At 41.2% G+C, this 14,365-nt stretch carries 9 protein-coding genes; all 9 read right to left on the bottom strand.

Features of this window, described 5'->3' with window-relative positions:
• Positions 1 to 65: 65 nt before the first annotated feature.
• Complete coding sequence (locus QNH20_RS05875) at positions 66 to 1,703, bottom strand: hypothetical protein (RefSeq protein ID WP_283921976.1); 1,638 nt, start codon at positions 1,701 to 1,703, stop codon at positions 66 to 68.
• Positions 1,704 to 1,706: 3 nt separating this feature from the next.
• Positions 1,707 to 2,492, bottom strand: a complete 786-nt coding sequence (locus QNH20_RS05870) for an ABC transporter ATP-binding protein (protein WP_283921975.1) — start codon at positions 2,490 to 2,492, stop codon at positions 1,707 to 1,709.
• 89 nt (positions 2,493 to 2,581) lie between these two features.
• Positions 2,582 to 4,711, bottom strand: coding sequence for a DNA helicase RecQ (recQ, locus tag QNH20_RS05865; RefSeq protein WP_283921974.1), 2,130 nt, complete (start codon positions 4,709 to 4,711; stop codon positions 2,582 to 2,584).
• A gap of 301 nt (positions 4,712 to 5,012) precedes the next feature.
• Positions 5,013 to 6,107 carry a CaiB/BaiF CoA transferase family protein gene (locus QNH20_RS05860; RefSeq protein WP_283921973.1) on the bottom strand — a complete coding sequence of 365 codons (1,095 nt, stop codon included), beginning with the start codon at positions 6,105 to 6,107 and terminating at the stop codon, positions 5,013 to 5,015.
• A gap of 15 nt (positions 6,108 to 6,122) precedes the next feature.
• Positions 6,123 to 7,697, bottom strand: coding sequence for a fatty acid--CoA ligase (locus tag QNH20_RS05855; RefSeq protein ID WP_283921972.1), 1,575 nt, complete (start codon positions 7,695 to 7,697; stop codon positions 6,123 to 6,125).
• Positions 7,698 to 7,986: 289 nt separating this feature from the next.
• The gene (locus QNH20_RS05850) at positions 7,987 to 9,144 is read right to left on the bottom strand and encodes a thiolase family protein (protein ID WP_283921971.1); all 1,158 of its coding nucleotides are present in this window, start codon (positions 9,142 to 9,144) and stop codon (positions 7,987 to 7,989) included.
• An 18-nt stretch (positions 9,145 to 9,162) separates the two neighbouring features.
• Complete coding sequence (locus QNH20_RS05845; RefSeq protein ID WP_283921970.1) at positions 9,163 to 10,308, bottom strand: acyl-CoA dehydrogenase family protein; 1,146 nt, start codon at positions 10,306 to 10,308, stop codon at positions 9,163 to 9,165.
• A 191-nt stretch (positions 10,309 to 10,499) separates the two neighbouring features.
• Positions 10,500 to 12,035 (bottom strand): acyl-CoA synthetase, encoded by a 1,536-nt coding sequence (locus tag QNH20_RS05840; protein WP_283921969.1) that lies wholly within the window; start codon positions 12,033 to 12,035, stop codon positions 10,500 to 10,502.
• Positions 12,036 to 12,476: 441 nt separating this feature from the next.
• Positions 12,477 to 14,219 (bottom strand): sigma-54-dependent Fis family transcriptional regulator, encoded by a 1,743-nt coding sequence (locus QNH20_RS05835; protein ID WP_283921968.1) that lies wholly within the window; start codon positions 14,217 to 14,219, stop codon positions 12,477 to 12,479.
• Between the last annotated feature and the right edge of the window lie 146 nt (positions 14,220 to 14,365).

The following is a 14,365-nucleotide window of genomic DNA, read 5'->3' as shown; positions in this document are numbered from 1 at the left end:
TTAAAAAAATATCAATTTTAATTTCCCTCGTAGATAGCCGACACCAAGAGAAATTCCCCAATGATTTATTTAAAATCCCACACCGTCTTATACGCCAGCTTCCATGCAAAAATGGTAACAGCTATAAGAAAGATCAAATAAATCAGCACACCATAAGGAATAAATGTTACCGCAAAATGGATCCCTGTGAAAGCAGCTATACAAAGGGAAGCCAGAATCACTTTTAATCCCCCGCTCTGAAGGGCATCCTCAAATGATTCGGAAAATGGCAATGTTCCTTTTAGATAGTTCGAGCAAATAACCGTATATAAAATAGCGGAAACAAATACAACCAATAAATCATCGATGATTTTTATCCCAAAAATGGCAATAAATATTGCGCTTAAAACGATATAGACAGGCAAAAAGAGATTAACAATAAACACCTTTAAGACTGAGCTGTAAAATGGTGCTAGGTTTTGGACTGGCGCAGTTTGGTAAATCCATGCTCCTTTATATTTCCCCGAGTATTTCAGCATGGTGATGGCGTTCGGGATCATCAAACAGCTAAAATAAATCGATAAATACCATTTACTCGAAACCATGTGGGCATAGGAATTCATTTGGATTTCATTAAACAAAAAAATAAACGGAAAAACGAGTGATAATCCTAAGGCGGGATATACCTTTAAACGAAATTCTCTCTCGTTTCGCATCATATGATCGGCAAAGCGAAAAAAGATCCTTTCCTCGTTATTTCGGCAAATTACTTTTACGAGCCCATTTTTCCATGTTCGCTCCCTCCGTTTGCTTCCCCCGCTGTTATTCGATAGTTTTTGCAGATTTCTTTCAAATGAAGGCATCATCCTGGTATAGATGATGATTGAGACGATCGGAATAACTAATGCTACGAGCGAAAATGAGACAAGATAAACGTCAGAATGCTTCTTCAGGAATATCTCAAATGGTGCTCCAAACCAAATCGGTGGAATGAAGAATTGCCACCAGCTCGGTGTAAAGGTTATTTTCATATCAACGAAGCTAAAGGCTCTTGCTAATACTTGGTAACCTACAGCAATCGAAATGGATAAGCCAATTTGCACGTAATTGATGATATCCTTCAGCTTTTCACCATCAAAAAACCGCAAAATAAAATAATAAATAATGGCCGTTAATACGACAATAAATAGATTTACTAAAATAAGACTGATTATTGATAGGAGTAAAAATAAAATCCCATGTCTAAATGTCCCGATTACTATAGGGACGGCCGTAAGTGCGACAGTTAAAAAGACTAAATAAATACAAATATGAACTGTTTTCGCTACATTAAGTGTCTTTTTATCCACCGGCTTTGTCAGGAGAATTCCCTTATCCCTGACATCTAAAAGTACATTCGAAAAATCTGAAATCATTGATGTCATCACTAAAAACATGACGATGCCATAAAAGATGCTCATTTGATAAAGTAAGCTGTGTTCAAGCACTACAAAAGGAATGAGCATTAGGCTTAATAACACATACATCCCTAATGATTTGATAAAACCGTTTTCTTCAGGTTTCTTCTTTTTCTTTGCCTGCTGGTTAAAGATAGTCGGGGTTCTTCTCCCATCCATTGTCAGTTTAACCGTCAATATTTTTCTCATGACAGTGTAATTGATACCGAATCGTTCAAAAAGGCCGCGGAATAAATCTAGGAATCTTAGCGTCTTAAAGTTTTTCATCCGTTATACCTCTTGAACGATGGACACGAATTCTTCTGCTAAAACCCTATATTCATTAAAACCTGTCAACTGATTAAAAATCTGCTCCAGTGTCCCTTCCTTATTTTGCTCCTTCAACTCATTAAAGGTGCCATCGGCAACAATTTTTCCGTCATTAATGAGAATAATCCGGTTGCTGATTTTCTCGACCACATCCATAATATGGGACGAGTAAAAAATCGTTTTCCCCTGTGCTGCAAGAATGGCCAGTATTTCTTTAAAAATCATTACACTATTGGCATCGAGTCCGCTTAAAGGCTCATCTAAAAATAACAGGTCAGGATTATGCAATAAACTAGAAATAATCAGTACTTTTTGCCGCATGCCCTTCGAGTAAGAGGAAATACGTGAGTGGTAAACATCTTCTAAGCCAAAGACCTTCATCAGCCTTTGCGCCTTTTCATCCGCTGCTGGTAAATCCACACCATATAATTCTCCGACAAAGGTTAGGTATTCCATCGCAGTGAGATTATCATAGAGGTCAGCAATTTCCGGTACATAGCCTATTTTTCTTTTATAGTCGATATTCTTTTCTGTAACTTCCTCGCCAAAGATTTCTATCTTACCGTTATAGTCCCCTTCAAGTCCAAGTAAAATCTTAATCGTAGTACTTTTACCGGCTCCATTTGGTCCAATGTAGCCGATAATTTGTCCGCGATAGACAGTTAAATTGATCCCTTTAAGCACATTTTTTACACCATAATGCTTTTCTAAATCCTTAATCGACAATACTACTTCGTTAATTGTCATCACCTTCTATCATAATTGATAGTTTAATAATAACATATTTTACCTTGTTTTCTAAAAAAAGTATGGCTGGCATAAAGCCAGCCACTTACCTACTTATTTTTACTCAAAAAATATAGATACGCTTTGATCATGAAATAGCTGACTTCCTCAGGGAGGAGTTCCTTGATGGGTTTTAAGCGATTCCTTCCTGCCTCAGCAACTGCCTTTTCCAATAATGGAATGTATTCATCGGGGATGAATTTCGCAAAGTCCACTTCCATTCCCTGCTGTGCACAGAGGATTAAATGCTCTTCAACTGTTTTAGTTGATAACTCCCGCTTTTCTGCAATGTCATTTGGAGAAAGGTTATTCTTGTATAGAGAATAAGTTTCCAAATGGGAATCACGCACTGCCTTTTTGGCAGGTTTCTTAACTGCTTGTGAGTCTGAATCGCACTCACTCTGATAATCAGGATAAGCCTCTAAAAAAGCACGAATTGACTGGATAAATTCGAGTCCGTATTTCTTGAGCTTATGCTCCCCGACACCGCTGACCTGTAAAAATTCCTCGTTTGTTTTCGGCAGCTTGGCAGACATATCCTTAATTGCAGCATCAGAAAAAATGACAAATGGCGGCACTTTCTCGGTTTCCGCAATCCTTCTGCGGACATCCCTCAGTTCTTCAAATAGCGGATCATTCTTCGAAACTTGTTTCACCTTCACTGCTTCTCTACGAAAAACCGGCTGCTTTCCTAAGAGAACATCCTTTCCTTTTGGAGAAACATAAATGGTCGGGAATTGTCCCTGTTCAATCGCGATTAACTCCTGTGAAATCAAAAATTCAATAAAATCGCTGACCTCTTTCGCTCCTTGATCCTTCATGATTCCATAGGTAGTGAGCCGCTCAAAGCCCATATCTATCACTTTTTTATTTTTCGATCCGGTAAGCACCTGTGCGGTAATATTTTTGCCAAAACGCTGCCCCATGCGAATCACACAGGACATCACCATTTGTGCTTCCTTCGTGACATCAATGCTTGTCCTGGAGTCCAAGCAGTTCCCACATCTTCCGCAGCTTTTAGTTTCTGTTTCGCCAAAATATTTTAAAATGAATTCCTGAAGGCAGTTTTCAGTATGACAATAATCAGCCATCTGCTGCAGCTTTTCTAATTCCTGTGTAATCCGGCTCCGGTCACTTGACTGATCAATTAAAAAGCGCTGAACCTGTACATCCTGGGGGGAATATAGCATGATACATTCACTTTCCAACCCATCACGTCCGGCACGGCCTGCTTCCTGATAGTAGCTCTCCATATTTTTTGGCATTTGGTAATGAACAACATATCGGATATTACTCTTATCAATCCCCATTCCGAAGGCAGATGTGGCAATCATAACGGAGGCTTTGTCTTCTAAAAATCGTTCTTGTTCACGAGCGCGGTCTATATCGCTCATGCCTGCATGGTAGCGGGCGACATTTATCTTTTCCTTCTTCAGCTTTTCATAAAGCTGATCGACATTCTTCCGTGTTGCCGCATAAATAATGCCCGCTTCGTGTTCATTCTTTTTCAGATAATCCAGCATGTACTTTAACCGATCCTGACCTTTAATAACTGAAAAAGACAGATTTTCCCGTTCAAATCCAGTGATAATGGTATTCCTATCATCAATGTTTAAGAGTTTGCAAATATCATCACGAACTCTTGGGGTTGCAGTTGCCGTTAACGCTAGAACATTCGGCCGTTGCGGTAGACTATTAATCATTTGTTGAATATGGCGATAGCTCGGACGGAAATCATGTCCCCATTGCGAAATACAGTGCGCCTCGTCTACAGCGACTAATGGAATGACCATATTTTTTAGATCTTCAATAAAGTCATATGATTCTAATCTTTCCGGTGCTATGTATAAAAGCTTGTATTTTCCTTGCTTCGCATCCCGAATTCGTTCATTTGCTTCACTATAACTTAATGAGCTATTAATAAATGTGGCTGAAATTCCTGCTTGAATGAGGGCATCTACTTGATCCTTCATTAAGGAAATCAATGGGGAAATAACAATTGTGGTACCAGGAAGGACGAGAGCAGGAATTTGATAACAGATGGATTTACCACCACCCGTCGGCATGACACAAATGGTATTGTTGCCGTCTAATACTGAACGGATTGCCTGCTCTTGGCCGTTACGGAATGAGCTGTAACCGAAGTAGGAATTAAGTAGTGGGAGTGCTTTTTCAAACAAGATCGTTTCTCCTTTCATTTTAAAAAAATCTATTACATAATCTTATTATACCGCTTTTCACTCTCAAATTTTGTCTTTATTTAAGATTATTTGTGCACAATAAGCTTATAAGCTTGTTGGTATTGCCTTTCTCTTAGATTGGCTTTACGTTACCTTTTTCTCCTTTTTCCCTCGGGTTCAGGCTCGTAGAACAACTCTACGTTACCATTTAAACGATTTTTCCTCGAGTTCATGCAATATACTAGTCTAAATGACTTTTAACAAAATTAGACTGCCATTCATCCTCGGCAGTCCATACGATTTATATTAGGATATTATTTAATATTTCATCTCTATGCTCGCCTTTATTAGGAGGAGGGGTAATTGATTCCTGCTCTAGGTCACTGTGCATTTTTACTTGATAATCTCCCCAGGAAGTGGCAAAGATGAGTTCCTTTTCTTTAAAATATGGGTTTTCACTTAGTTCCCCTATCTCAAGAACGGGTGCCATACAGCAATCTACTTTTTGAGAAAACTCCGTCCACTCATAAAAGGTTGTACTTTTAAAAAGGGCTGTCACTTCCTGAAAAATAAGATTGGCATCCTCCGTCTTTGAAAATTGACCCTCAATCCAGTCTTCACGTCCGTGTGCCAGACAAAAATTCCGCCAAAACTTCGGCTCTAGTGCAGCCAAACTCATATACCTTCCGTCCAACGTTTCATAGATGGCGTAAGAAATAATGCTTCCGTTTAGGACATTAATGCCTGTCCCTTCACCTGTTTCCCTTTCAACTATTACATGGTTACCTAGCAATGACACAAGTTGATCGGTAATTGAAATAGAATGATAGCTTCCTTGCTCAGTTAATGACCTAGAGACAAGTCCTGCTAGAATTCGTTCATTTGCGGCAAATCCGCCCAAATAATCAGCAATCGTAATGGATGGATGGACAGGTTTCCCCGTTTTATCTTTGAGCTGCGCTAGAACTCCGCTTAATGCCATATAATTAAGGTCATGGTTGCCAAGCCTGCTAAGGAGTCCATTCTGTCCATATCCGGAAATAGAACAGTAGACGATATCAGGCTTCACTTTTCGAACAGCCTCATACCCCAGCCCCAGCTTCTCCATCACTCCAGGTCTGAAGCTTTCAATAACCACATCGGCGCTGGCAATCAGTTTAAAAGCTATTTCTAAACCTTTTTTTTCCTTCAAATTAAGGGTAATGCTTTTCTTTTGACGGTTATTTGCTAGAAAAACAAGTCCTGTGCCCTGTTTTGATATTCCTGTATTGCGGGCAGGATCTCCTTCTGGGGACTCCACCTTAATAATTTCTGCTCCCATTTCTGCTAATCGTAATGTAGCATAAGGGCCTGGCAGGTAGTTTGTGAAATCAATGACTTTTATCCCTTTTAGCATTTTAAGTACCCTTTCTTAGGAATTAGTTGAGCCTGGGGCAAAAAGTTCCTCCAGCTGTTTACGGAGGATGAATTTTTGGATTTTTCCGCTGGCATTGCGCGGCAGTGCTTCACAGAAAACATATTTCCGCGGACGCTTATAGTTTGCGAGACTATCACTATTAATGCAGAATTCATCTAATTCTTGTTCGGTCACATTTTGATCTTTTTTAACAACAAAAGCAGTAACGGTTTCACCCCAGCGGTCATCTGGCTGGCCGACAATAGCAACGTCCAGAACTCCCTGGTGTGCGTGCAAAACATCTTCAACCTCACGCGGATAAATATTTTCTCCACCGCTGATAATCATATCGTCGACACGGTCATTGACAAAAAGAAATCCCTCTTCATCAAGATAGCCGATGTCTCCCGAATGGTACCAGCCCTTATACATCGCGTTTTTCGTCGCTTCTTCGCGATTATAATAACCTCTCATCATACATGGCCCTTTAACAAGGATCTCACCTGTTTCTCCTAGAGGAACAATATCATCAGGATCAGATGGTCCATCTTCTCGTGTACGGACAATCCTAATATCATGATTTAGAGCAGCCTGTCCTGCAGAACCCGCTTTTCTTAGTTGATCAGTTTCCGACAAGAAGGTAATTGCAGGTCCCATTTCTGTCATTCCATAGGCTTGCATTAGTGAGATGCCTAAGCGATCATGTAGAGCATGAACGAGAAAGGGAGCCATGGGAGCCGCACCATAAAAACCATGCTTCAGACTTGATAAATCATAATGGCTCAAGTCTTCTTGAAGGAGCATATTCCACATCGTTGGTGCCGCAAAGAACCTAGAAATTTTTTCTTTTTCAATTAAAGGAAGAATTGCTTTAGGATTAAATTGATGCAGAATAACATTTTTTGCCCCAACATGCACTCTCGGCAGGAAGGCACAATGCAATTCGGCGCAATGAAACATCGGCGCAGTCACTAGGCCTACATCTTCCGTTACAAGCTTTCCTGCGGCAGCGCAGAGGACGCTTTGGTCCACCATATTGCGGTGGATATGCACCACTCCTTTTGGTCTTCCGGTTGTCCCGCTTGTATAGATAAAGGCATACATATCGTTTTCATTGACTTCAATTTGAACATCTTCAGTAGATTCGGAGGCGACTTTTTCCTGATAGCTGCTGGCATATTCAGGTTTATCTTCATCAATGAACCAGAAAGCGATTTTGTCGAAACGGTTGGAGATCGCTGCCACGACTGGCTCTAAAGATTTTTCAAAAATAACAACCTTTGGCGCCGCATCCGCTAAAATATAGGCCACTTCCTCAGGTGTGAGCCGGAAATTAATCGGATTAAAAATAGCGCCGATCTTGGCACAAGCAAAAAAGGCAGTCCCTAATTCTTCAGTATTGAACATGAATGTGGAAACGCGGTCGCCCTTTTTTACTCCTCCTTTTAATAGGGCATTTGCCAGCCGGTTGACCTGTTCGTTCCATTCTTTGTAGGTGTAGCGGACATTTTTTCGAACATCATACAGTGCTTCTTTGTTTGGAAACTTTTTTACCGTTAAATCAAAGATTTTTCCGATTGTCGTGGTCATGTATATGCCTCCAATACATTAAATTTGAAGGCAATCGGCACTGAACCGACTGCCTTAACAGTGTTATTTCACCTTATAACAAAAACATCGATTTTGCTTTAAATCAACTTTTTAATGGACGTATCCTATTAAACCTAACAGTTTAGAACCTCTTAACAGCAATTTTAAAATGATACATCGTTCTATCGGGAAATTCGGCCTTTCTATTTGCGAAATTTGGAATCGGCGATTTTCTCCCTTCTATCGGCAAATTCAATTTAGACGGCTGCTAATAAACTCTGATTGAGAATTAATCTAACCGTTCAATAATTGTCGCGTTTGCCATTCCGTGGCCTTCACACATCGTTTGCAATCCGTATCGTCCACCGGTACGTTCAAGCTCGTGCATCATTGTCACCATTAACCGAGCGCCGCTGCCACCCAGCGGGTGACCAAGGGCAATCGCACCGCCATTTGGATTAAGCTTCGCTGAGTCAGCACCTGTATCTTTCAACCAGGCAAGTGTTACTGGTGCGAAGGCTTCGTTTACTTCAAATACATCAATATCGTCAATCGATAGGCCTGATTTTTCAAGTGCTTTTTGTGTAGCTGGAATCGGCCCTGTCAGCATCAAGGTTGGATCGGAGCCAACGACTACTCGGGTATGAACACGGAAACGAGGCTTCAGACCAAGCTCTTCTGCTTTTTCGCGAGACATGAGTAATAGAGCGGCTGCACCGTCACTAATTTGACTAGAGTTTCCAGCATGGATGACACCATCTTCCTTGAAGGACGTCTTCAAACCTGCCAATGCCTCTAGTGAAGTTCCTCTTCTTGGGCCGGAATCATCTTTGATAACAGCCGTTGTACCATCAGTGAGTGTTACTTCTATCGGGAAAATTTCTCTTGTGAAGTAACCTTCTTCCTGTGCCTTTAATGCTTTTTGATGGCTTTCAAGTGAGAATTGATCAAGCTGTTCACGGGTAAAGCCATATTTTTCAGCAATCTGCTCGGCTGACAGGCCTTGATGGATTATTTCGTACTTTGATTTTAAAGTTGAGCTATATGGTTCTTCAGCACCTTTATAGTTGGAACCCATCGGCACACGGGACATACTCTCGACACCGCCTGCAATAACGACTTCCATGTCGCCAGCAAGGATGGCCTGAGCAGCAAAATGAACGGCTTGCTGGCTTGAACCACATTGACGGTCAATCGTGGTACCTGGCACTTCTATTGGAAAGCCGGCGATTAATGCGGCGACTCTGGCAATATCGCCTGCTTGTTCACCTGCTTGCGTTACACAGCCTAAAATAACATCATCAACGATAGCAGGATCGATGCCGGCACGGTTCACCAGCTCTTTTAATGTTAAACCAGCCAAATCATCAGGACGGATATCTTTCAATACACCATTTCTTCTTCCTACCGGAGTACGAACACCCTCAACAATGACAACTTCACGCATATTCTTCTTCCTCTCTTTCTATAATCCGAGATTTTTAGCAATTATCGTTTTCATGATTTCATTAGTGCCGGCGTAAATGCTTGAGACAGGGATATCACGGAATCGTCTGGCAATCTCGTATTCTTCCATATATCCGTAACCGCCATGGAGCTGCATGCATTCAGAAGCTATCTTCTTCGCGATGTCAGTCAGTTTCCATTTTGCCATCGATACTTTCGTCACAACATTTTTCCCTTCAATATGCTCGCCAATTAACTGATCCAAAAAGGCTCTGCCCATTTCAATTTCGGTAGCCATTTCGACAATTTTAAACTGGGTATTTTGGAACTGGCTGACTGGTTTTCCGAATGCTTCCCGGCTTTTTACATAATCAATGGTCATTTTCAGCATTACTTCTGATGCCGTTTGCGCCCCAATCGAGACAAGCAGCCGTTCCTGTTGGAGTTTTTCCATTAAATATAGGAAGCCTTTCCCTTCCTCGCCAAGCAAATTATCCTTTGGCACTCGGCAGTCTTCAAAAATCAATTCTGCTGTATCCTGACAATGGAGGCCAACTTTGTTCAGTTTTCTTCCTCTTGAGAAACCAGGAGTGTCCCGTTCGATGACAATTAGACTAACACCTTTATGTTTCGGTACTGCTTGCGTGTCGGTCTTAACCGCAACCACAATAAGGTCGGATTGGATGCCGTTCGTGATGAACGTCTTTTGACCGTTAACAATATAGTGGTCCCCTTCCAGCTTTGCGGTTGTTTTAATGTTAGCGAGGTCAGATCCCGTACCTGGTTCTGTCATCGCAATGGCTGTAATAATTTCTCCTGTGACACACTTAGGTAGCCAGCGCTGTTTCTGTTCCTCGCTCCCGTAAGAGGTGATGTACGGGACAACAATATCATTGTGGAGACTTATCCCAATTAGCCCAGAGCCAACGCGTTCCAGCTCTTCATTAATAACAACGGCAAATCCCCAATCTACCTCACTGCCGCCATATTTCTCATCGATATCGGGGCAAAGAAAGCCCTGCTCGCCCATTTTCCTCCAAAAGGAACGGGGAATCATTCGTTCTTCTTCCCATTGTTCATAAAAGGGATATGCTTCCTTTTCCAAAAACTTTCTTAATGATTGGCGAAAAATTTCGTGATCTTCGTTTAAATATGGATGTTTCATGTTTTAACCTCACTTTCCAAAATTTCATTTACGTGCGGATATTTCCGATTAAATAGCTTATGAACAATTATTAGGCCGATATGAACAATTTTAGATTTATATGAACAAATTTTGGGTCGATATGAACAATTTACGATGGATATGAACAAATTCTGGGTCAATATGAACAAATCCACACTCTTTTTTAGAATCTACGACAATCTTTCCCCACTAATCTGATTCATTCTTTGACGCAGTTGGTATTTTAGTATTTTCCCTGAGGCATTCCTTGGCAGCTGCTGCTCAATAAAAATCCGCCTTGGAACTTTAAAGCCTGCCAATTTCTCCCGGCAGAAGCTTCTCAATTCCTGCTCATCGATTACTGCGCCTTCTTTTGGAACGATGACCGCACATACAGCCTCACCCCAAACCTCATCCGGCAAGCCAATAATTGCTGCTTCAAGCACTGCTGGATGTTCATACAGAACTCCTTCGACCTCAACGGAGTATACATTTTCTCCGCCCGAGATGATCATGTCCTTTTTCCGGTCAACTAACGTGATATAGCCTTCCTCGTCAATGGTCGCCAAATCTCCTGTATAGAGCCAGCCGCCTTTAAGAGTGCTCTTTGTTTCCTCCGGCTTTTTATAATACTCCTTCATCACCATCGGGCTGCGAACAATAAATTCTCCAATGACACCTGGTAATACATCCTTTCCCTCTTCATTTACAACCCGCGTTTCGGTCATGAAAATTGGTTTCCCGCCCTTGCCCAGATGCTGCTTATGCCCCTCTGGATCAAGGAGAATGCCACCTGGTCCAGCCTCGGTCAAGCCGCATAAGTTGTAAAATTGATCCGTTTTAAATAACAGCATGCTTTTTTTGACAAGTTCTGGAGCCATTGGGGCTGCTCCATATCCGACTCTTTTAATGGAAGATAAATCATAATCATTAGCATTTGGAACTTGGAGAAGAAAGCTATACATGGCTGGTACTGCAAACAGATGGGTAATTTTATGTTCTTGGATTGCCTGCAATGTTTTTACTGGATGGAAATCGCGATGGATAATATGGGTCGCACCTAAGGCAACGCCGGAAATAAGAAATAGGTTTAACTGGGCGGAATGGAACAGCGTCGCGAGATGGAGAATTCGCTCATGCATCCTAATCCCCATGTTGATGGTAACGGAAATTCCTACTTTAAAAATTTGACTATGATCAAAGAGGGCGCCTTTTGGCCGTCCTGTTGTACCCGAGGTGTACAAAATCTCAACATCGTCCTTCTCAGAAACCTCTATATCTGGCTCAATAGTGTTTTCAGATAAAATTTTTTCATAAGAATAGAAACCTACAGTTTCCGGCTCGCCAACCGTTATGACCATTCTGACCCCTGTTCCCTGTTTCGCCTCAGCAATGATTAGTTCAAATTCTTTATCACATACCATAATGGCGGTATCAGACTGTTCTAAAATATATTGAACCTCTGTTGCTGTTAAACGAAAGTTCACTGGGACTGCGACAGCACCAATTTTAGCAGCGGCAAAAAAGGTAAATACAAAGTGGTCAGAATTCTTCATCATCAAAGCAAGCTTGTCACCTTTGTTCACACCATGCTCCAGCAGTCCGTGAGCAAGCCTGTTTACTTCTTCATTAAATTGGCAGTACGAATAGCTTCTGCCTTCGCACTCAATTGCTAGTAATTCCGGAAACTTGCGGGCACTTTGAGACAAGAGACTTCCAATATTCATTCAAGGATCCCCCTTTATTAAAAATGATCTCCACCTTTAAGCATGCAATTTTTATGCCAATATTCCGAAAACTCATTTTACAGATACAACCTGCAGCATAAATGTCACTCCATAAGAGATTTATGTATTTCAACTACATTTCATATACAAAAAGTGTCCAATTGCTGGACACCTACAATTTATCTACTATTTTATTCCATAACCAGGATATAACCCCCCCTCAATAACATTATTCCCACGACAGTGAAATACATCAAGGCGGTATCCTTTCGTTTTGCTTTTAGTACGATCACACCTATTACTGCAAACATCGCCCATAAACATAGCCAAACAATCGGGCGGAATTCATTTTTATGAAAAAACACAACAAATATGGATAAGCTTAGTCCAATAATACCAATTAAAAATCTAATAGCTGCCTACATAAGTCCTCCAAATTTTTCATACTAGTTTGTATTTCTTAATTTTTTCGTATAGGCCTGAGCGGCTGATTCCTAATAATCTAGCTGCTTGCACTTTATTTCCTTGTACCTGAACAAGCGCTTTTTTAATTGCTTCGAGCTCAGCATTTTCGACCAGGGACACATTTAAGGCAGGTTCTTTAAATGAAATCTGCTTAATTAAATAATCCGGCAGATCCTCGTATTTAATTTTTCCACTTTCAGAAAATGTCATCGCCCGTTCCATGACATTCCGTAATTCACGAACATTTCCCGGCCACTCATAACTCAGGAGCGCTTCTCTTGCACGGGTCTCAATCCCGGTAATACTTGTGCCTAAAATTTGATTGAATTCAATCATAAACTGCTTGAATAAATGATCAATATCATATGGACGATCACGGAGCGGCGGAATATGAAGTGAAATAACATTGAGGCGATAATATAAATCTTCTCTAAAAAGGCCTTCCCTGACCATTTCTTCTAAATTTCTGTTCGTTGCCGCAATGATTCGGACATCTACTTTTATCTTTGCGGTGCCGCCAACCCGGTAAAATTCCCGCTCTTGAAGTACGCGAAGCAGCTTTGCTTGCAATGATAGGGACATGTCTCCAATCTCATCGAGAAAAAGCGTCCCTCCGTTGGCCAGATCGAACTTCCCAAGCTTGCCTTTTTGTTTTGCACCAGTAAAAGCACCTTCTTCATAGCCAAAAAATTCGGATTCTAGCAAATCCTCCGGAATCGCAGCACAATTCACGACGATAAACTTCCCGGTACTTCTGGCACTGCTGTTATGAATCGAGTGGGCAAATAGTTCTTTCCCTGTGCCGCTTTCGCCGCGGATAAGCACCGTTGACCTGCCTTTTGCCGCCTTTGCCCCGCTTTTCTTCAATTTTTCCATTAAGTGGTCCGTGCTTAAAATTTGCTCCCATGTGAACCGAGCTGTTTCCGATCTCTGATATTGTTGATGATAAAAGTTCGCTTTGTTTTCTGCCTTCTGCAGCTTTTTGAATAATTCGCTTACCTCGTTTAATTGGCGGAAGACGACCTTGCCGATTGCCCCAATGACTTTTCCGTCCTCTAGGATTGGGATGCGGTGAACGATATATTTTATCCCATTGATTTCTAAAAAGCCGCTGACCTCAGCTGCTTCTGTTTCATAAACTTTTTCTAAATGCAGCTGCGGCAATGCCTTCGCAGCTGCCTTGTACAGTACCGCTTCTACTGGACGATTAAATAATTCCAGAAGCGGAGGACTGACCATCGTGATAACTTTCTTTTCATCCGTCATGACGATTCCATCAAAAGCATGGTCAATGGCTGTTTCCAATGTTCTCTTTAATTTTTTAATCATTTGCAGCTCTTGTGACGTTTGCAGCAGTGACATCACCATATCCGTTTTCGTTAGGATGCCAACGACACGATTTTGTTCATCGACGACCACACCGGTTCCAACCTTGCTTTTTTTGACGATTTCTTCGATTTTTTCATAGGGGATATCTACACTGATCTTTTCAACCTGTTTCTTTATGTAATTTTTAATTGGAGTCGTAAGCTGACATTCTGCGGTGACCATCTGATGCAAACTGCTGCGGGTAAAAACACCGACTGGATGTCTGCTAGCATCTGTAACAGGCAAGAGGTTCCACTTCTTTTGGTACATAAGGGTAATCGCTTCTTTTAGAGTGGTTTCTTCGGTAACAACAAAATCAACAGGTGTAATAATATCTTTAAATTGGAGCATGTCATCACTCCTCACTTTTCACATACCTCTATTGTAGCAAAAATGATGGATATTTTTGAATATTTTAATAATATATTGATTTAAAAATAGGAAACTTTTAAACCTTTTAATCGTAGATATTTAAAGAGAATGTATCGAGGAGTGAC

Source organism: Neobacillus sp. WH10 (assembly GCF_030123405.1).
GTDB lineage: Bacteria > Bacillota > Bacilli > Bacillales > Cytobacillaceae > Neobacillus.
Note: the sequence above shows the minus strand (reverse complement) of the source record. Positions and strands in the feature narration are given on the sequence as shown.